The following is a 19,806-nucleotide window of genomic DNA, read 5'->3' as shown; positions in this document are numbered from 1 at the left end:
CTGGCGTGCGCGCGAGAGGCCCTCCATTGAACAGGCCAGATCGTCCCCGCGGCGCGACCATGGTCGATGTGGCGCGGCTGGCGGGTGTCTCGCGCATGACGGTGTCGCGCGTGATCAACAACGACGCCAAGGTTCAGGAAACGACCCGAGCCGCTGTCCTGGCCGCAATTCGCGACCTGAACTACGCCCCCAACCTGGCGGCCAGAAACCTCGTCATGGCCGGCGAATTGCGGATCGGCGTGATCTATTCCAATCCCAGCGCCGCCTTCATGAGCGACTTCCTGATCGGCGTGTTCGAGGAGGCGACCAGCGCCGGAGCCCGGCTGATCCTGGTGCGGGGCGAAACGGGCCAGGCCCAGGCGCCTCATGAACTCAAGAAGCTGCTGGGCGCCGGCGTGCATGGCGTCGTCCTGGCGCCGCCTCTGGGCGAGTCGGTCGTCGTTCAGGATATTCTTCGCGCCGCCAACCTGCCTGTCGCCGTGGTCGCCGCGGGGCGTCCCCAAGCCGGTGCGATTAATGTCCGCATCGACGACCGACAGGCCAGCCGGATGATGACCGAGCATCTTCTGAGCCTTGGCCACCGAAGGATCGGCGTCATCGCCGGCAATCCCGATCAGTCCTCCAGCGCTGAGCGCATCGAAGGCGCGCGCGCCGCGATCGGGGCCGTTGAAGGGGCCGAACTGATCCTGGCCCAAGGCGCGTTCAGCTACGATTCCGGCCTTCGCGCCGCCGAGCAACTGCTCGACGCCGACCGGCCGCCAACCGCCATCTTCGCCAGCAACGACGACATGGCCGCCGCGGCCGTTTCAGTGGCCCACCGCAGACATCTGGACGTGCCTCGCGACCTGACCGTGGTCGGGTTCGACGACACGACCGTGGCCACCACGCTTTGGCCGCCGCTGACCACCATCCGCCAGCCGGTGCGGCAGATGGCGGCCGTGGCCCTGGATCGGTTGATGCGGGCCTTGCGATCGGCCGAGTCGGCGACCGAAACCACCGTGGACCACGTCCTGGACCATGCGCTGATCGAGCGCCAGTCCACCGCGCCGCCCCGATGAAAGGTCACCACATGCCCGATCCGCACACTGACATGGAACGCGCCACCGTCGGGCGCGTGACGCGGCGACTGATGCCGCTGTTCTGCCTGATGTATCTGATCGCCTATATCGATCGGCAGAACGTCTCCTACGCCAAGCTCGACATGGTCCAGGCGCTTGGCCTGACCGAGGCGGCCTATGGCCTGGGCGCCTCGCTGTTCTTCATCGGCTATTTCCTGTTCGAGGCGCCGTCGAACCTGATCCTGGCCCGGGTCGGCGCCCGGGTATGGTTCGCGAGGATCATGTTCACCTGGGGCCTTGTCACCTTGGCATTGGGCTTCACTCAGAACGCGGCGATGTTCTACGTCCTGCGCTTCCTGCTCGGCGTCACCGAGGCCGGGTTTTTTCCGGGCGTGCTCTATGTCCTGACGCTCTGGTACCCCCAGGCGCATCGCGCCAGGATGGTCGGGCTGTTCATGATCGCCAGCGCCGTCGCCAACGCGGTCGGGGCGGCGGTGGGCGGCCTGCTGCTGGACCTGGACGGGCTGATGGGGCTCGCGGGGTGGCAATGGGTGTTCCTGGTCACCGGCCTGCCGGCCGTGCTGCTCGCGCCATATGTCCTGTGGCGACTGCCCGATGGCCCCGCCCAGGCTCGCTGGCTGCCCGAGATCGAGAAGACTTGGCTGTCGACGGCTCTCGCCAAGGAGCGGGGAGGGGATCTGGACGACCATCGCGGCGCCTGGAAGGCGATCTTCGACCCGCGCGTGCTGCTGCTGGCCGGTCTCTATATCGGCATGCCGCTCGGCGCCTATGGCCTGAGCTACTGGCTGCCGACGATCGTCAAGTCCTTCGGCGTCTCCAACACCGTCAACGGCTTCATCAACGTCATCCCCTGGATCTTGGTCGCCGTGGCGCTGTGGTTCGTTCCGCGCCACGCCGCCCGTCACGGCGCCAGCGCCTGGCACATCGCTGGGCCCACCTTGCTGGGAGCGATCGCCCTGACCCTGAGCGTGATCGTGCCCGGTCCGACGCTCAAGTTCGCCATGCTGTGCATCGCGGCTCCGGCGATCTTCGCGGCGCAGCCCGTGTTCTGGAGCCTTCCGCCAAGCTTCTTGAGCGGGCCGCGAGCGGCGGCCGGGATCGCGGCGATCAACGCGATCGGCAATTTGGGCGGCTTCCTGGCCCAGAACCTGGTGCCGCTGGTGCGCGACGCGACGGGCAGCAATCTGGCGCCCATGCTGGTCCTGGCGGCCGTGCTGCTCATGACCACTCTGCTGATCTTCTACGCCATGGCGCGACTTGATAGGGCGCGAGCGGGGGGATAGGTCCCCGCTCGCCTCGTCTGCGCCCATTTATATCTGGGTGCCTGACCCCGGCGGCTAGGTCGAGGCGGTGCGTGCATACAGCCTGCGATAAAAGCCGAAGCCATGTCGGAAAGGGCGCCTGTCATTCGTCCTCGGGACAGGAAGAGCCGGAGAGAGACAATGCGGAAGATCATCCCCGTGGCGCCTGGCGCGCGGCCTTCGCCCGGAGCCGCTCAATGAACCCGACCATCACCGCGTTCAAAAGTTCGCCGGATCGCGGCCGGGGTCTGGCGCGCGACATGCGGGTTCGCTGGGCGCTCGAAGAGGTGGGGCAGTCCTACGACGTGCGCCTTCTGTCGTTCGCTGAAATGAAGGAGACCGCGCATCTCACGCGTCATCCGTTCGGGCAGATCCCGACCTATGAAGACGGCGATCTCGTGCTCTTCGAGTCCGCCGCCATCGTGTTCCATATCGCCGAGCGCCACGCGGGCCTGCTGCCGGCCGACGCGAACGCTCGGGCGCGCGCGATCACATGGATGTTCGCCGCGCTCAGCACGGTGGAGCCGCCCATCGTCGAATTCGGAATGGCCACGATCTTCGAGCGCGACAAGCCCTGGTACGATGAACGCCAGTCCCTTCTTGAACCGCGCGTCCGCGCTCGCCTGGACCAACTCGCCAGTCACCTCGGCGACGCCGACTGGCTGGACGGTGAGTTCAGCGCCGGCGACCTGCTGATGGTGACGGTGCTGCGCCGATTGGGATCGTCGGGCGTGCTGGGGTCATATCCGACCCTTTCCGCCTATATCGCCCGCGCCGAAGCCCGGCCCGCCTATCAGCGCGCCTTCGATGATCAGCTGGCCGTCTTCACCGCCGCGTCGAGCGGCGGCTGAAGACGGGCTCCGTCATCGGCGTCCTTCGGCCCTGGCGAAGATGCGCGCCAGCCACAGGAAGAGGCCGATCGCCAGGAAATAGAACGGGACCAGGGTGTAGAGCGCCATCTGCAGGGAGTTGTGCGGATGGCTGGCCCGGAAGAAGTCGCTGGCCGCGCCGACATAGGTAGGACCCAGGCCCAGGCCAATGAAGTTCATCACCAGCAGCAGCAGCGCGCCGGACATCACCCGTTCCTCCGGCCGCACCTGCTCCTGAACCAGCGCCACCGACGAGGACAGGTAGAAGTAGTTCAGGAACGTTGGGCCAATCAGGAAGGCCAGGGCCATCGGCCAGGTCGGGGCCCAGACGAAGCCGATATAGAAGGGGATCGCCAAGGTCAGGGAGATCACCGGCGCCAAGGCGTAGGCGAGCTTGGAGCGGCGGGTGAAACGGTCGATCACTCGACCCGAAACGAAGATGCCCGCGCTCATGCCGATCCCCACCACCAGGGCGTACCAAAGCGCGATCTCCTTCAGGTCCATGCCCTTCTCACGCATCAGGAACAGGGTGGCGAAGTTGCCCAGGCCATAGGTTACGAACTGGGTCGCGCCGCTGCCCAGGGAGGCCAGCACCAGTGTCGGCCGCGAGAAGAACATCCGCAGGGTCGCCCAGAACCGGGCCTTCGGAAGCGGAGTGTCGGCGGTGACGCCGTCGAGGCCCCCGCGGCGCGGCTCGCGCACGATCAGCGGCAGGACGGCGGCAGCCACGACCCCGATCAGGCCCAGGACGATGAAGGCGTAGCGCCAGTTGAAAGCCGCGGCGATGGCCGCGCCGAAGGCGATCCCCAGCGCCGCGCCGACCGGCGGGCCCAGATTGTAGATCCCCAGGGCGGTGCCTCGGCGACCGGCGGGAAAGTAGTCGGTGATGATCGCGTAGGAGGGTGGCACGCCGCCGGCCTCGCCGAAGCCGACCGTCATTCGCGAGAAGGCGAACTCGCCGTAGGTGCGCGAGAGTCCGCAGGCGACAGTCGCCGCGCTCCAGATTCCACAGGCGAGGGACAATACCGCCACCCGGTTGGTGCGATCGGCCAGCCAGCCTACGGGGATGGCGATGAAGCAGTAGAACATCGCGAAATAGAGGCCGCCGATCAGGCCGAGTTGGCTGTCGCTGACGTGAAGAGCGTCCTGGATCGGCTTGGCCAGGATCGACATCAGCTGTCGGTCCAGGAAGTTCAGGACGTAGACGAACCAGAGCATGGCCAGGACGACCCAGGCGCGGGCGCCGACTGGTGTCGTCGGCGCGTCCTGATGGACGGGTGCGAGGGAGGGGGAAGGGGCGGTCATCGGCCGACCATCCGGGTGTGAGCCGAGAGGGCAGGGCCGCGCGGGCAGGGCCGCGGCGCCGTGGCGCGCGTGTTCTTCAAGGCTTCCTCCCAAATGCCGCTCTTCGAGCTTGGCTTGGTTCGAGGTTGAGCCCAAGGACGGCGTCACGTCAATATTCACACGCGAGAGAGTGAGTGTTGACAGCGCCCCAGATCGTCGGCACCGTGGCTTCACAACGTCGACGGAAAACGATCGACGCTCGTTCGGGGAGAGAACGTCATGAAGGCTGGTCTGTTCGCGTCGGTGTGCGCCGTCGCTGTTGTCGCCCTTTCAACGTCGGCGCTGGCCCAGACGGCTGCTACCGCCGGGCAGCGGGCGGATGAACGCAAGGACGCCGTGTCGGTGGGAGAAGTGATCGTCACCTCCACCCGCCGTCCCGAGAAACTGCAGGACGTTCCCCTCAGCGTCACCGCCTTCGACCAGAAGGAACTGAGCGCCAAGGGCATCGTCGGCTACGAGGGTCTGGCGCGGGAAACGCCGGGCGTGGTGCTGAACCGCGCCACCGCCAATTTCAACAACTTCACCGCCCGGGGCGTGGCCACCAACGGCTACGGGGCCAATCTGCAGAGCACGGTGGCCGTCTATATCGACGAACTCCCGATCTCGACGATCGGCAACACCACGGTGCTGGACCCCAATCTGTTCGACGTCGAGCGCGTGGAATTCCTCCGCGGCCCGCAAGGCACGCTGTTCGGCTCGGGTTCGCTGTCGGGCGCGCTGCGCATCCTGACCGAATCCCCGAACCTCTCGGCGCGGGAAGCCGCGACCCTGGTCGACTTCGGCCAGACCGGCTCGGACTCGCTGCGCCAGCGCTATAACCTGATGGTCAACACGCCGCTCATTCAGGACAAGCTGGCCCTGCGCGTGGTCGGTTTCTACCGGCACGAGGAAGGCTACCTCGATAACCTCGGCACCAAGGTCCACAACTCCAACACCCTGGTCGACTGGGGCGGCCGCGCGACGCTGCTGTACAAGCCGAACGACCGTCTCACGGTGAAGGGTCTGTTCTCCTACGAGAAGAGCAACCCGAAGGATTCGTCGATGATCAGCCCGGCGCTGGGGCGCAACAAGCGGATCTCCGATCGGCCCGACCAGTTCGTCGGCAAGCTGCGCACCCACAACCTCACGGTCGACTACCAGTTCGACGGCGCGCACTTCACCAGCTCGACGACCTATTCGAAGTTCGATCAGAAGTTCTTCGTCGACCTGGCCGGCACCTTCGGTGGCGGCATCGCCTTCGCCCTGGACGCCCTGGGCTACCAGAAGACCTTCGTGGAGGAAGCGCGCCTGGCGTCCGATCCGGGCGGCAAACTCGACTGGGTGGTCGGCGGCTTCTACATGGATCGCCGCCTGGACGTGGACTACTTCTACCGTTCCAACCCGGCCTATCTGGCCGCCCACAAGATCACCGGCCTGCCGGACGAGTACTATCAGCGCCAGTACACGCACTTCCTCTCGCACGAGAAGGCGGCGTTCGGTCAGCTGACCTACCATTTCAACGACAAGGTCTGGGCGACGGGCGGAATCCGCTACGGCCAGGTCGACTCGCAGGGCTTCACTGAGGCCGGTGGCTACAACAGCGCCTACCTGACCTACGCGATCTACGGCATCCAAGGGCCGCTCGCCATGACGCCGATCGTGGCGGCGACGGGCGTCAAGGCCAAGGGCAGCAAGCCGTCGTTCAAGCTCAGCCTGTCGTACAAGCCCTCGTCGACCCTGACGACCTACGCCACGGTCTCGACCGGCTTCCGCACGCCGGTGGTCAACGCGTTCGCCGGGCGCGCCAGCGTGGTCAATCCCAACGACCTGACCATCCCGAACGGCGCCTCGTCGGATGACCTGACCAACTATGAGCTGGGCGCCAAGGGACGTTTCCTGAACGGTCTCGTCTCGGCCAACCTCGCCGTCTACCTGATCGACTGGAGCAACATCCAGGTCCAGGCCAACCGCGTCTCCGACTCCGTGCAGTTCGCCACCAACATCGGCGCGGCGCGCAGCAAGGGGATCGAACTCGAGCTCCTGGCCTTCCCGGCCAAGGGTCTGACCGTCGGCCTCAATGGCTCGCTGAACGAGGCCAAGGTCACCGAGCTGACGCCGGCCGAAGCGGCGATCTCGGGAGCGATCCCCGGCGCGCGTCTCGCCTCGCCGAAGGTGCAGGGCTCGCTGTTCGTCAACTACGGCTGGGATCTGACCCCGAAGGCCAAGGCCAACCTGTCGGTCGTGTTGCAACACGTCGGCTCGTATCCGGGATCGTTCCCGCGTGTGCCCGGGCAACCGACCGTGACCAGCGCGACCTACGGGTTCACGGAAGCCTATGAGAACGTCAACGCCACCTTCGCCGTAGCCATGGGCCAGACGACGGTCGGGGCCTATGTCGAGAACCTCTTCGACGACCACTCGATCACCTACGTCCACCCCGAGGCCTTCATCGCCAGTCGGTTCGCCACCATGCGGCCGCGCACGGTCGGGGTGCGTCTGGGCTACGAGTTCTAGACGATGATCGGCTTCCGCTTCTGCAAGAGCGTCGCCAGAAGTCTCGTCTCGACGACGCTCGCCTTGGCCCTGGGGACCTTGGCGAGCGTCACTCCCGCGCGAGCCGAACAGCCTGTCGTCCAGGCCCCGGCCGGCGCGCTGCGCGGCGTCGACCAGAGCGGCTTGCGGGTCTTCAAAGGCGTCCCGTACGCGAAGGCTCCCATCGGCGCGCTGCGCTGGAAGCCACCGGCCGAGGCTCCCGTCTGGAGCGGCGTTCGTGACGCTCTCGACTTCGGTCCGGCCTGCGTTCAGCTCCCGCCGCGCGCGGGCAACATCTACGCCTCGCCTTTGAAGGCGACGAGCGAGGACTGCCTGTCGCTGAACATCTGGACGCCGGCCAAGGCCCGCAAAGCCCCGGTGCTGGTCTGGATCCATGGCGGCGCCCTGATCGGCGGGGCCAGCAGTGAGAGCCTCTACGACGGCGCGGTCCTGGCCAAGCGCGGCGATCTAGTTGTCGTCTCGATCAACTACCGCCTGGGCGTGCTCGGTTATCTGGCGCATCCGGAACTCAGCGCGGAATCACCGGATCGCGTCTCTGGCAACTATGGCCTGCTCGACCAGGTCGCGGCCCTGCGCTGGGTCCAGAAGAACATCGCCGCCTTCGGAGGCGATCCAACCAATGTGACCATCGCCGGGGAGTCGGCGGGTGGTCTCAGTGTCATGTATCTGATGGCCTCGCCCGCCGCCCGGGGTCTTTTCCACAAGGCCATCGCCCAGAGCGCCTACATGGTGTCCACGCCAAGCCTGCGTGAGCAGAAGTTCGGTCACGTCTCGGCCGAAGCCATGGGCGCGGCGACAGCCGCCAAGCTGGGCGCCAAGAGCCTCGCGGACCTGCGGGCCATGGACGCCGAGGCTCTCAACACCGCGGGCCTGATCGCCGGCTTTCAGACGTTCGGCGCGGTCGACGGCAAGGTGCTGCCCAAGCAGTTGGTCGACACCTTCGACGCCGGCGAGCAGGCCCCGGTGCCCATCCTGGCGGGTTTCAACAGCGGCGAGATCCGCTCACTGCGCATCCTGGCCCCGCCGCCTCCGGCGGACGCGGCGACCTACGAGTCCGAGATCCGCAAGCGCTACGGCGACCTCGCTGACGAATTCCTGAAGCTCTATCCGGCCAACGACCGGGCCGAGAGCGTGCTGCTGACCACGCGGGACGCCCTCTACGGTTGGACGGCCGAGCGGCTGGTCGCCAAGCAGACGGCGGCCGGCGCGGCGGGCTATCTCTACTACTTCGATCACGGCTATCCAGCCGCCGACATGGCGGGGCTGCACGGTTTCCACGCCTCGGAAATCCCCTACATGCTCGGCAACCGGGGCCTGACTCCGCCGGCTTGGCCCAAGATCCCGGATGCGCCCGCCGAGGCAGGACTCTCGACGGCGATGGTCGCCTACTGGACCTCCTTCGCGCGTGATGGCGCACCGAAAGCCGGCGGACAGCCCAGGTGGAAACCCTACGGCGCCGGACGCGCGTACATGACCTTCGCCGAAGGTCCCCGGCCGGGCGTTCACCTGCGACCGGGCATGTACGAACTGAACGAGACCGTCATGTGCCGCCGCCGGGCGCAGGGCGACGTCTCGTGGAATTGGAACGTCGGCATCGTCGCGCCGCCGCTTCCGCCCGGAGTTGCTCAGTGCCGATGATTGACGGTGAGATGCAGGCCTTCGGCCTGACGCTCGACAAATTTCTCGATCATGCGGCCAAGTGGAGGCCGAACGCGCAGGTGGTGACCGCGCGGGACAACGGCGGGCTGGATCGTATCGGCTACGCGGGCCTGAGGGACCGCGCCGTGCGCGTCTCGGCCGTGCTGGCGGGTCTCGGTGTGAAGGCCGGAGACCGCGTCGCGACCCTGGCCTGGAACACCCAGGCTCACGTCGAGGTCTGGTACGCGATCATGGGCATGGGCGCGGTCTGCCACACGCTCAACCCCCGCCTGACAGCCGAGCAACTGGCGGCCATGGTCGTGCAGTCGGAGGCGACGATCCTGATCGCCTCGGCGGACCTCGCGCCGCTGGCGCGATGTATCCAGGATGGAGCGCGAGGCGTCGAGCGACTGCTGGTCATCGATGGCGCGGCGCCCGAAGGGCAGGCCCTGGAGCCGATGGTCGCCGCCGCGCGGGGCGGCGTCGTCTGGGGTGATTTCGACGAGACCGCGCCTTGCGGTCTTTGCTTCACCTCCGGCACGACGGGCGCGCCCAAGGGCGTCACCTACACCCACCGCTCGAGCTATCTGCACACCCTGCGGGCCCTGCAAGTCGACGTCATGGCGATCTCGGGGAACGACGCGGTGCTCGTGGTCGTGCCGATGTTCCACGCCAATGCCTGGGGATTGCCGTTCGCCACGCCGGCCGTGGGCGCCAAGCTGGTCCTGCCGGGTCGACAAGCCGACGGGGCGAGCCTGGCTCGCCTGATCCTCGAAGAGGAGGTGACGGTTGGGGTCGGCGTGCCGACCGTCTGGCTGGGCCTGGTCGAGTATCTCGAGGCGGTCGGTGGCGAGCTGCCCTCGCTCCGTCGGATCATCGTCGGCGGCGCGCCGATGCCGCCCGCTCTCATGGAGCGGATCGAACAACGCCTGGGCGTCACGGTGCAGACGAGCTGGGGCATGACCGAACTTTCGCCCTCCGGCACGGTGGCGGCGCTCGGCGATCCCGCGCGCGCGGCGCTGTCGGGACGGCCCGCCGTGGGCATGGACCTTCTGCTGACCGACGCCGACGGCGCGCCGCTTCCCAAGCAAAGGGAGGCCGAAGGGCATCTGCGGGTTCGCGGTGCGGCGGTGATCGCGCGCTATTTTGGCCACGACGCTCCCGCGACCGACGCCGATGGCTGGTTTCCGACCGGCGACCTGGCGCGTATCGACGCCGATGGAAACCTGATGATCACCGGCCGCGCCAAGGACCTGATCAAGTCGGGAGGGGAGTGGATCAACCCCGCCGAGATCGAGGCCGTGGTCGGGGCGTTGCCCGAGGTGTCTCTCGCCGCCGTCATCGGCCGTCCTGACGCCAAATGGGGTGAGCGGCCTATTCTTCTGATCGAGACGCAGGCCGAGATCAGCGACGAAGCGCTGTTGGCCGCGCTCCGGGGGCGCGTGGCCTCCTGGTGGGCGCCCGACGCAATCTACCGTTTGGAGCGCATGCCCCTGGCGCCGACCGGCAAGATCGACAAAATTCGGCTGCGATCGGAGTACGGCGGCTGACGCCCCGTCCCGGTTCGCCTGCCCACAATGGAATGGAAGTCCTCTTAGTGTCCGAAGTCGCCAAACCCCGTCGACGCTCCACCAAGGCCGAACAGCGCGCCGAGATGATGGAGCAGATCCTCGACGCGGCCGAGCACCTGTTCTCCAAGCACGGGCTTTACGGCGTCACGTTGAAGGACGTGGCCAAGATGGTCGGCGTGCACCACACGCTGATGAACTACTACTTCGACGACAAGAAGACCCTGTTCGACGCCGTCTTCGCGCGCCGGGCCGTGGTGACTAGCGAGCGCCGGATGCGGGCCCTGGACGAGTACGACAAGGCCACCAACGGCAAGCCGACGGTGGAGGGCGCCTTGCGGGCGTTCCTCGATACCGACCTGGATCTCTACATCGAGGGCGGGGAGGGCTGGAAGAACTACGCCGCCCTCGGCGCCCAGGTCGCCAACGCGCCCGAATGGGGCGCGGCGCTGATGGACGAGCATTTCGATCCCGTGGTCCTGCGCCTGATCGATCTCCTGAAGAAGGCCCTGCCGGACTGCAGCGAGGCCGACATCTTCTGGGGATATCACTTCGTCACCGGTGCGCTGATGCTGACGCTGGCCCGGACCGGCCGGATCGACAAGCTGTCCGGCGGCGCCTGCAAGTCGGATGACTTCGCCGCTGTGAAGGAGCGGATGGCGACCTTCATGGCCGCGGGCTTCATCTCCGTGTGTGCTCGTCGGACGGCGGGCGAGAGCTAGCCCCGCACCCCCGGAGGATACTCTCCGGTCAAGATCGCCGGCTGAACCGTGAGTTTGGCCGGCTCGCAAAAATCTGAGTTGAGAAGGAAGTTCCATGTTGCTGGATGGACGCGTCGCGATCGTCACCGGAGCGGGCGGAGGACTGGGCCGCGCCCATGCGCTCTACCTGGCGAGCCAGGGCGCGAAGCTGGTCGTCAACGACCTGACCCAGGAGGCCGCCGACCGCGTGGCCGCCGAGATCGTCGCGAGGGGCGGCGAGGCGATCGGCGTCGCCGCTTCGGTCACCGACGAGGCGGCCGTGGCGGCCATGGTCGAGACCACGATGGCGCGCTGGGGGCGGATCGACACCCTGATCAGCAATGCCGGCATCCTTCGGGACAAGACCTTCGCCAAGATGAGCATCGACGACTTCCGGCTGGTGCTTGAGGTTCACGTGATGGGCGCGGCGATCTGCGCCAAGGCGGTCTGGGGGATCATGCGCGAGCAGGGCTATGGCCGGATCGTCATGACGACTTCGTCGTCGGGCCTCTATGGCAACTTCGGCCAGGCCAATTATGGCGCGGCCAAGATGGCGCTGGTCGGCCTGATGCAGACCCTCGCCATCGAAGGCGAGAAGTACGGCGTCCGCGTCAACTGCCTGGCTCCGACGGCCGCCACCGGCATGACCGAGGGCGTGCTGTCCGAGGAGAGCTTGCGCCGCCTGGACCCCGGCTTCGTCAGCCCCGGCCTTCTGGCGCTGGTCGCCGAGGACGCGCCGACCCGGGCCGTCCTGTGCGCGGGCGCGGGCCACTTCGCCGCGGCCCATATCACCCTGACCGACGGCCGCTATATCGGCGGCGGCGATGACGCGGGCGAGCAGGTGATCCGCCAGTGGAGCGGCGTCGCCGATCGAACGGGCGAGATCGTTCCCGCCTATGGCTTCACCCAGTCCGAGCGCGAGTTGGCGAGCGTCGAGCGGAGCGCCTAGATCGCGGCGCGGACGTGATTGTACGCAGAGGCGCTCCGGGATACGCAAAGCCGATCCAGACGACGGAGCGCCGAAGCGGCATGACAACCAAGCGAGCAATCCTGGCATCCACCCTGGTCCTTCTCGGCGGCCTTTCGACGGCTTCCTCGGCTTTGGCCCAGGCCAAGCCGGAGGACACCGAGGTCTGGAAGCCGACGCCCTCTATCGTGACGCCGGCCAGGAGCGCGGGCGGCGCACCGTCCGACGCGATTGTGCTGTTCGACGGGCATGACCTCGATCAATGGGTTTCGGCCCGAGATAAATCGCCAGCGGGCTGGGCCGTCGCGGATGGCGTCATCACCGTGAACAAGGCCCGGGGCAACATCGAGACCAAGCGCGCCTTCCGGGATTACCAGCTGCATCTGGAATGGCGCATCCCGGCGGACATCGCGGGAACGGGCCAGGCGCGCGGTAACAGCGGCGTCTTCCTGGCGTCGACGGGGCCGAACGACCAAGGCTACGAGGTGCAGATCCTCGAGTCGCACACCAACGCGACCTATGTGAACGGCCAGGCCGCCAGCGTCTACAAGCAGCACCCGCCCCTGGCGAACGCCAGCCGCGCGCCGGGTGAGTGGCAGACCTACGACATTGTCTGGAGGGCGCCGGTGTTCGGCGCGGACGGCGCTTTGGCCTCTCCGGCGACCGTGACCGTGTTCCACAACGGCGTGCTGGTTCAGGACAATGCCGTGCTGAAGGGCGAGACGGTCTATATCGGCAAGCCCGCGTATCACCCTCACGGCGCCGCGCCCATCAAGCTGCAGGCGCATGGCGATCCCAGCGCGCCGATCAGCTTCCGCAACATCTGGGTTCGCGAGCTGCAGCCGCGAGGCTAGCTTGGCGGCGGCGCCGTGCTCGACCGGACGACGAGCCGGTGGGGCAGGGTGACGTTCTGGAGGGTGCTGGTTCGGTTCGCCAGGATGTCGAGCAGCAGGCGGACCACCTCATGGCCGATCTGCTCCATCGGCTGGCTGACCGTCGTCAGTTTAGGGTCGAGGTACTGGGCGAAGCGGATATCGTCGAAGCCAACCAGTGAAACATCCTGAGGGCAGCGCAGGCCGCGCTGCCGGATGGCCTCGAGCGCGCCCATCGCCATCTCATCGCTGAAACAGAAGATCGCGGTCGGCCGTCCGGGCTCGTCCAGCAGTTCGCCGGTCTGCCGCACGCCGGATTCGATCGAGAAGTCGCCGATGGCCATGCGCAGCGCGCTGGCGCGGCCTTGGCGCTGGGCCGCCGACAATACGCCGGCCAGGCGGTCGCTGCTGATGGGACTGGCCAGCGGGCCGGTCACCACCCCGATGCGGACATGGCCCAGGCCATAGAGGTGCTCCATGACCTCGGACGCGGCGCGATCGTTGTCGATATGGGCGCTTGAGACGGCCAGACCCGGGCGAAACTCGCAGCCGTTGACGATCGGCGTCTTGGGGCCTTTGGCGGCGACCATGTCGGCCAGGACGTCCGGCAGGCGATGGCCCAGGAAGATCAGGCCGTCGGCCTCCTTGCGCCGGAACATGGCCGCGTATTGCTCCTCGCGGGCTTCCTCATGACGGGTGTCGCCGAGCAGCACGGAATAGCCGGCGGCCAACGCCGCTTCCTCGACGCCGCGGATCACCTGGGAGAAGAAAGGATTGGAGATGTCCGGCACCGTGACCAGGATCTTCTCGGTCCGCAGGGTGCGCAGGCTCTTGGCGGCGAAATTGGGCTCGTAGCCGAGGCGGGCGACGGCTTCCATCACCTTGTTGCGGGTCGCTTCCAGCACCAGTTCGGGCGCGCTGAACACCCGTGAAACCGTCGCCGTCGAGACGCCCGCGTCGCGCGCGACTTCTTGAATGGTGGCCATTGGCGGGACACTGGCGACAAGCCAGCCCGTTGGCAAGGCGCACCTAGCTGCTTCTCGTCCCGCTACCCGGTTGCCGCTTTCGCGGACCCCTGTTATCGATGATTTCGATTACATCGGAGCGGATGCGGCCCCTTCAGGCCAGAAATGCCGCCCAGACTGGTCGGGGAGGGCCAGGACCATGAACACAAGCTTCAGGCTGTTCCTGATGATGGTGCTCCAGTTGGCGATCTGGGGCGCCTGGGCGCCGAAGATTTTTCCCTACATGGGCATGCTGGGCTTCGCGCCCTGGCAGCAGTCGCTGGTCGGCAGCGCCTGGGGCGTGGCGGCCGTCGTCGGCATCTTCTTTTCGAACCAGTTCGCCGACCGCAATTTCTCGGCCGAGCGCTTCCTGGCGGTCAGCCATCTGATCGGCGGCGTGGCCTTGGTCGGGACGGCGCTTTCGACCAGCTTCTGGCCGTTCTTCGCCTGCTATCTGATCTTCAGCCTGGTCTATGTGCCGACCCTGTCGGTGACCAACTCGATCGCCTTCGCCAATCTGCGCGATCCGGCCGGCGACTTCGGCGCGGTGCGCATGGGCGGGACGGTCGGCTGGGTGCTGGTCAGCTGGCCCTTCATCTTCCTGCTGGGCGCCCACGCCACGGCGGAGCAGGTGCGGTGGATCTTCCTGGTCGCGGCGATCGTCTCGTTCGCCTTCGCCGGCTACGCCCTGACCCTGCCGCACACCCCGGCCCGCAAGGATGCGGCGGGAATCGACAAGCTGGCCTGGCGACGCGCTTTCAAGCTGCTGGGCGCGCCGTTCGTGCTGGTGCTGTTCCTGGTCACCTTCATCGATTCCGTGATCCACAACGGCTACTTCGTGATGGCGGACGCCTTCCTGACCAACCGGGTCGGGATCGCCGGCAATCTCAGCATGGTGGTGCTGAGCCTGGGCCAAGTGGCCGAGATCCTGACCATGTTCCTGTTGGGCCGGGTGCTGGCGAAGCTGGGTTGGAAGATCACCATGATCGTCGGCGTCCTGGGCCACGCCGCCAGGTTCGCGGTCTTCGCCTTCTTCGCCGACAGCGTCCCGGTGATCGTGGCCGTGCAGCTGCTGCACGGGATTTGCTACGCGTTCTTCTTCGCCACGGTCTACATCTTCGTCGACGCGGTCTTCCCCAAGGACGTCCGCTCCAGCGCCCAGGGCCTGTTCAACCTGCTGATCCTGGGCGTCGGCAATGTGGTGGCCAGCTTCCTCTTCCCCACGCTGATCGGTAGCCTGACCACGGTCGGGAGCGATGGCGCGGCGGCGGTCGACTACACCACCCTGTTCCTGGTTCCGACCGGCATGGCGCTGGCGGCGGTGTGCTTGCTGGCAGTCTTCTTCCGTCCGCCGACGCCCGGACCGGTCGCCGAGACCGACGCCGCCGCGCCCGCCGGGACGGCCAGCCCGGCCCAGGTCTGACCCCGTGTTCCTCCAGACAAAGGAAAGCCTCGTGCGCTCAATCGCTAGCGAAACCCGACCCTCGACCTTCGACCTTTCGCGGCGGAGCCTATTGGGTGTTGGCGCCGCGGCCCTCGGGGCGGCCTATGGCGGCGTCGCGGGCGCGGCGGAGAAGCCGTTCTTCCAGCGCCACGATCTGCCGATCGGAATCCAGCTCTACACCCTGGGTCCGGACCTCGCGAAAGAGCTCGACGCCCAGCTCGCCACGATCGCCAAGATCGGCTTCAGGTCAGTGGAGTTGGCCGGCTATCTGGGCCGCACGCCGGCCGAGCTGCGCGCCGCCTTCGATCGCGCGGGCCTCGTCTGCCCCAGCGCCCACATCGCGCCCAAGAGCGCCAACGGTCCCAGCTTCAGTGGCGACCTGGCCAAGCTGGCGGACGAGCTGCACGTGATCGGCGTGAAAACGGCCATCATGCCGATCCACTACATTCCTGACCGCATGGGCGGCGCCGACCTGCGTCAGGCCGGCGCGCAGATGACCATCGACGACTGGAAATGGAACGCCGACTTCCTGAACGCCAAGGCCGCCGTTCTCAAGAAGGCCGGCATCGCCACCGGCTACCACAACCACAATTTCGAGTTCGCGCCGCTGGGCAACATCAACGGCATGCACATCCTGCTGGATGGCACGGACCCAGACCTCGTCACGTTCGAGATGGATGTGGGTTGGGTCACCGCGGCGGGGCACCACCCGCTGAACATGCTGAGGAAGCACCCAGGCCGTTTCACCCAGATGCACGTCAAGGATATCAAGGCCAGCACCGAGCCGAACTTCGAGCTGCGCCAGGACCCGACGGAGGTCGGTAGCGGCAAGATCGACTGGAAGACGCTACTGCCGGCCGCCTATGCCGCCGGGATCCGCGGTTTCTATTACGAGCAAGAGGCGCCGTTCGCTCACACTCGGCTGGAGTCGGCCAAGATCAGCTTCGACTACCTCGCCAAGGTCGACGCCTGATGACCTTGCGGCTGGCCATGGTCGGTGGCGGTCCCGGCTCGTTCATCGGGCCGGTCCACCGCATGGCCGCCGAGTTGGACGGCCGCATCCGGCTGGTCGCCGGTGTGTTCAGCCGCGATCCGGCCAAGAACGCCCAGGCGGCCGCCGACTGGGGCGTGTCGCAGGACCGTGTCTATCCGGATCATCATGTGATGATCGCGGCCGAGCGGGCGCGGGAAGACGGCGTCGACCTCGTCGCTGTCGTCACCCCCAATCATCTGCACTTCGACGTCTCGGCCGCCGCCCTACGCGGCGGGCTCCACGTGATCAGCGACAAGCCCGCGACACTGAACCTGGCGCAAGCTCAGGAACTGGCCGACATCGTCGCGGCGTCCGGCAGGCTGTACGGCCTGACCTATACCTATACGGGCTATCCGATGGTCCGCGAGGCGCGCGAAATCGTGGCGCGTGGCGACCTGGGACGGGTGCGCAAGGTCGTCGTCGAATACTCGCAAGGCTGGCTCTCGAAACCGATCGAGCGCGAAGGGAGCAAGCAGGCCAGCTGGCGCTCCGATCCGGCCCAGTCCGGCGTCGGCGGCTGCATCGGCGACATCGGCGTACATGCCTTCAATATCGCCGAGTTCATCACCGGCGGCCGGGTCGAGCGCCTGTGCGCTGACGTCGCCACCGTGGTTCCCGGCCGCGCTCTGGACGACGACTGCAACGTGCTGCTGCGGTTCGAAGGCGGCGCGCGGGGCGTGCTGATCGCCTCCCAGATCTCGGCGGGCGCGCGCAATGGCCTGACGATCAGCGTCTATGGCGAGACGGGCGGCCTGACCTGGTCGCACGAGCGCCCCAACGAACTGACGCTGGATTGGCTGGAGGGCCCCAGCCACGTGCTGCACGCCGGCTCGGGCTATCTGGGGGCGGCGGCCCGCGCGGTTACGAGACTGCCGACCGGGCATCCCGAGGGTTTCATCGAAGCCTTCGCCAACATCTATCGCGATTTCGCCGACGCGATTCAGGGGCGCGACGGCGGGCTTGTGCCCGACATCGGCGAGGGCGTGCGCGGCATGGCCTTCGTCGAACGCGCCGTGGCCGCCAGCCGCGACGACGCCGGCTGGGTGGCGCTACAGGGAGAGGGGCGATGAAGACGCTCAAGGGACCCGCCATTTTCCTGGCCCAGTTCATCGGCAGCGAGCCGCCGTTCGACAAGCTGGAGACCATGGCCGCCTGGGTCGCCGACCTTGGCTATGTCGGCGTGCAGATGCCGACCGGCGGCGCGGGTTCGTTCTTCGACCTGGCACTGGCCGCCGAGAGCCAGACCTATTGCGACGACATCGCCGGGTTGCTGGCCGAGTACGGCCTGGAGATCACCGAGTTGTCGACCCACCTCCAGGGGCAGCTGGTCGCCGTGCACCCGGCCTACGACGAGCTGTTTGACGGCTTCGCGCCGCCAGAACTGCGTGGCAAACCGCAGGAGCGCCAGGTCTGGGCGGTTGGCCAGCTGAAAGCGGCCGCCGTCGCCAGCCGGCGCCTGGGCCTGAACGCCCACGCCACCTTCTCCGGCGCGCTCGCCTGGCCTTACTTCTATCCCTGGCCCCAGCGGCCGGCGGGTCTGGTCGAGGAAGCCTTCGCCGAGCTCGGTCGCCGCTGGAAGCCGATCTTGGATGTCTTCGACGAGCAGGGCGTTGACGTCTGCTACGAGATCCATCCGGGCGAGGACCTTCACGACGGCGCGACCTTCGAGCGCTTCCTGGACGAGGTCGGCGGCCATGCGCGCGCCAACATCCTCTATGATCCCAGCCACTTCGTGCTGCAGCAGCTGGATTACCTGGGCTATATCGACCGCTATCACGAGCGGATCAAAGCCTTCCACGTCAAGGACGCGGAATTTCGCCCGTCGGCCCGGTCCGGTGTCTATGGCGGTTACCAGGGCTGGGCCGAGCGGCCAGGCCGTTTCCGCTCGCTCGGCGACGGACAGGTGGACTTCAAGGCGATCTTCTCGAAGTTGGCCCAGTATGATTTCGCCGGCTGGGCGGTGCTGGAATGGGAGTGCGCCTTGAAGCATCCCGAACAGGGCGCCCGCGAAGGCGCGCCGTTCATTCGCGACCACATCATTCAGGTCACGGACCGGGCGTTCGACGACTTCGCCGGCAGCGCGCCTGATGGTGACCGCAATCGGCGACTACTCGGTCTCTAGAGCCTGGCGTCCGAAGACCGCCGACACATTCCGACGGAGTTCCTTGATGAAGTTCCCGCTTACGCTCGCCGCCGTCCTGGTCGGGATGGCGACCAGCGCCGCCGCCGCGCCGTCGGGCGAGGCCGTATTCGAGCAACGCTGCGCCATGTGCCACTCGGTCCAGCCCGCGCCGGGCAAGATGGGTCCGCCTCTGGCCGGCGTCGTCGGGCGCAAGGCGGGCGCGATGGGCGGCTACGCCTACAGCGGCGCGCTGAAGGCCTCGAACATCACCTGGGGGCCCGAGACGCTCGATGCGTTCATCAAGGCGCCGGGCAAGACCGTTCCGGGGACCAAGATGCTGCTCGGCGCGCCAGACGCCGAGCAGCGCGCCGCCGTGATCCAGTACCTGGGTTCGCTCAAGAAGTAGCTCAGGCGGGCTTGCCTAGGGCGCGGTCAGTTCCTGGATCTCGATGTCCTTGAACTCGATCGGATGCCCCTCGCTCTGCAGGGCGATGTAGCCGCCGGTCAGGGCCTGGGCGCCGCGCGCCAGGATGTAGGGCTTGGCGCCCGCGGCGACGGTGTCGTCCGGATCGAGGGCAAGACCGGCATAGTGGTGGACGACCACGCCGTTGATCTTCTGGAAGACTTCGCCGTTGGGCAGGACTTCTAGCTCGGCCTTCGTCCAGGTCCCGTTGTCGATCGTGGGCGCGTTGACGGGCGGGGTGCAGTGCTCCTTCGCCTTGACGCCGTCGAAGGTGATGGTGACGCCGGGCGTGCAGACCGCGCCGGTCGGGCGAGGCTTGTCGCCGTCACGGCCCAGCAATTGGAATTCGACCGACACCGGGAAGGACTGCTCCACCGTCATGCTCTCGGGGCTCTGGCTGTGGAACATGATCCCGCTGTTGCTGCGCGCCCAAACGGGGGTGTCCGCCAGCCCGCCCTCGGTGAGGAAGCGGTAGGAGAGGCGCAGGCGATAGGCTTTGAACGGCGTCTTGTAGAACAGGTGGCCGAACTGGCCGTCGAGCTTCTCGTAGCCGGCGTAGGAGACGCGGATCGCGCCATGATCGGCCACGAAGGTCTGGCGCCAGTTGTCGCCCGAGGGATGCTTGGCGACCTTCGCCGTCCAACCGTCCAGGGTGCGGCCGTCGAACAGCGAGCGCCACGGGCCCGCCTTCGCCGGTTCCGCGCTGGCTGGAACCCCCGCCCACAGGGCCAGGCAACCCATCAATGCGCCCGCGCGGATGAGGTTTGACCCAGCGGATTTGCTCGCTCTGTCCATGGCTCTCTGTCTCCGTCCCGACTCTCGATGGTTTT

17 protein-coding genes are annotated in these 19,806 nt (G+C 67.2%); 14 read left to right on the top strand and 3 right to left on the bottom strand.

All coding sequences use genetic code 11. From position 1 onward, the window contains the following. The first annotated feature begins 26 nt into the window (after positions 1–26). The 3 genes from AC1RRV_RS09655 (at position 27) to AC1RRV_RS09645 (ending at position 3,231) form a co-directional block, all read left to right on the top strand. Positions 27–1,058 carry a LacI family DNA-binding transcriptional regulator gene (locus AC1RRV_RS09655; protein WP_492859405.1) on the top strand — a complete coding sequence of 344 codons (1,032 nt, stop codon included), beginning with the start codon at positions 27–29 and terminating at the stop codon, positions 1,056–1,058. Between the two features lie 11 nt (positions 1,059–1,069). Further along, positions 1,070–2,362: an MFS transporter gene (locus tag AC1RRV_RS09650; RefSeq protein WP_492859404.1), complete on the top strand. Its 1,293-nt coding sequence runs from the start codon at positions 1,070–1,072 to the stop codon at positions 2,360–2,362. Positions 2,363–2,577: 215 nt separating this feature from the next. Further along, entirely contained in the window at positions 2,578–3,231 is a 654-nt protein-coding gene (locus AC1RRV_RS09645) for a glutathione S-transferase family protein (protein ID WP_492859403.1), read from the top strand. A 12-nt stretch (positions 3,232–3,243) separates the two neighbouring features. Here the strand turns inward: AC1RRV_RS09645 and AC1RRV_RS09640 are convergent, their stop codons facing one another. Then, the gene (locus tag AC1RRV_RS09640; protein ID WP_492859402.1) at positions 3,244–4,554 is read right to left on the bottom strand and encodes a spinster family MFS transporter; all 1,311 of its coding nucleotides are present in this window, start codon (positions 4,552–4,554) and stop codon (positions 3,244–3,246) included. Between the two features lie 258 nt (positions 4,555–4,812). Between AC1RRV_RS09640 and AC1RRV_RS09635 the strand changes: the two genes are divergently transcribed. The 6 genes from AC1RRV_RS09635 (at position 4,813) to AC1RRV_RS09610 (ending at position 12,892) form a co-directional block, all read left to right on the top strand. After that, on the top strand, positions 4,813–7,086 hold the full coding sequence (locus tag AC1RRV_RS09635; RefSeq protein WP_492859401.1) for a TonB-dependent receptor: 2,274 nt from the start codon (positions 4,813–4,815) through the stop codon (positions 7,084–7,086). 3 nt (positions 7,087–7,089) lie between these two features. Then, positions 7,090–8,763, top strand: coding sequence for a carboxylesterase/lipase family protein (locus tag AC1RRV_RS09630; RefSeq protein WP_492859400.1), 1,674 nt, complete (start codon positions 7,090–7,092; stop codon positions 8,761–8,763). Then, the gene (locus AC1RRV_RS09625; RefSeq protein WP_492859682.1) at positions 8,760–10,313 is read left to right on the top strand and encodes an AMP-binding protein; all 1,554 of its coding nucleotides are present in this window, start codon (positions 8,760–8,762) and stop codon (positions 10,311–10,313) included. Before AC1RRV_RS09630 ends, AC1RRV_RS09625 begins: the two co-directional genes overlap by 4 nt. Positions 10,314–10,360: 47 nt before the next feature. Further along, entirely contained in the window at positions 10,361–11,053 is a 693-nt protein-coding gene (locus AC1RRV_RS09620; protein WP_492859399.1) for a TetR/AcrR family transcriptional regulator, read from the top strand. 94 nt (positions 11,054–11,147) lie between these two features. Continuing rightward, positions 11,148–12,020 (top strand): SDR family NAD(P)-dependent oxidoreductase, encoded by an 873-nt coding sequence (locus AC1RRV_RS09615; RefSeq protein WP_492859398.1) that lies wholly within the window; start codon positions 11,148–11,150, stop codon positions 12,018–12,020. Positions 12,021–12,100: 80 nt separating this feature from the next. Then, complete coding sequence (locus AC1RRV_RS09610) at positions 12,101–12,892, top strand: 3-keto-disaccharide hydrolase (protein WP_492859397.1); 792 nt, start codon at positions 12,101–12,103, stop codon at positions 12,890–12,892. On the opposite strand, the gene AC1RRV_RS09605 is transcribed toward AC1RRV_RS09610, so the two are convergent. Beyond that, positions 12,889–13,896 (bottom strand): LacI family DNA-binding transcriptional regulator, encoded by a 1,008-nt coding sequence (locus AC1RRV_RS09605; protein ID WP_492859396.1) that lies wholly within the window; start codon positions 13,894–13,896, stop codon positions 12,889–12,891. The genes AC1RRV_RS09610 and AC1RRV_RS09605 overlap by 4 nt on opposite strands. A gap of 178 nt (positions 13,897–14,074) precedes the next feature. Between AC1RRV_RS09605 and AC1RRV_RS09600 the strand changes: the two genes are divergently transcribed. Genes AC1RRV_RS09600 through AC1RRV_RS09580 form a run of 5 tightly spaced genes read left to right on the top strand, consistent with a single transcriptional unit; the run spans position 14,075 to position 18,919 of the window. Then, the gene (locus AC1RRV_RS09600) at positions 14,075–15,337 is read left to right on the top strand and encodes an MFS transporter (RefSeq protein WP_492859395.1); all 1,263 of its coding nucleotides are present in this window, start codon (positions 14,075–14,077) and stop codon (positions 15,335–15,337) included. 31 nt (positions 15,338–15,368) lie between these two features. Continuing rightward, a complete protein-coding gene (locus AC1RRV_RS09595) occupies positions 15,369–16,331 on the top strand; it encodes a sugar phosphate isomerase/epimerase family protein (protein ID WP_492859394.1) in 963 nt (320 codons plus the stop codon). Further along, on the top strand, positions 16,331–17,461 hold the full coding sequence (locus tag AC1RRV_RS09590; protein ID WP_492859393.1) for a Gfo/Idh/MocA family protein: 1,131 nt from the start codon (positions 16,331–16,333) through the stop codon (positions 17,459–17,461). Before AC1RRV_RS09595 ends, AC1RRV_RS09590 begins: the two co-directional genes overlap by 1 nt. Further along, positions 17,458–18,513: a sugar phosphate isomerase/epimerase family protein gene (locus AC1RRV_RS09585; protein ID WP_492859392.1), complete on the top strand. Its 1,056-nt coding sequence runs from the start codon at positions 17,458–17,460 to the stop codon at positions 18,511–18,513. The genes AC1RRV_RS09590 and AC1RRV_RS09585 overlap by 4 nt, the downstream gene beginning before the upstream one ends. A gap of 46 nt (positions 18,514–18,559) precedes the next feature. Continuing rightward, a complete protein-coding gene (locus tag AC1RRV_RS09580; protein WP_492859391.1) occupies positions 18,560–18,919 on the top strand; it encodes a c-type cytochrome in 360 nt (119 codons plus the stop codon). 15 nt (positions 18,920–18,934) lie between these two features. Here the strand turns inward: AC1RRV_RS09580 and AC1RRV_RS09575 are convergent, their stop codons facing one another. Beyond that, complete coding sequence (locus AC1RRV_RS09575) at positions 18,935–19,717, bottom strand: 3-keto-disaccharide hydrolase (protein WP_492859390.1); 783 nt, start codon at positions 19,715–19,717, stop codon at positions 18,935–18,937. Positions 19,718–19,806 lie beyond the last annotated feature (89 nt).

Source organism: Caulobacter sp. GW821-FHT11E10, assembly GCF_058808375.1.
The sequence above is the reverse complement of the archived record's forward strand: the minus strand, read 5'-3'. Positions and strand labels throughout refer to the sequence as shown.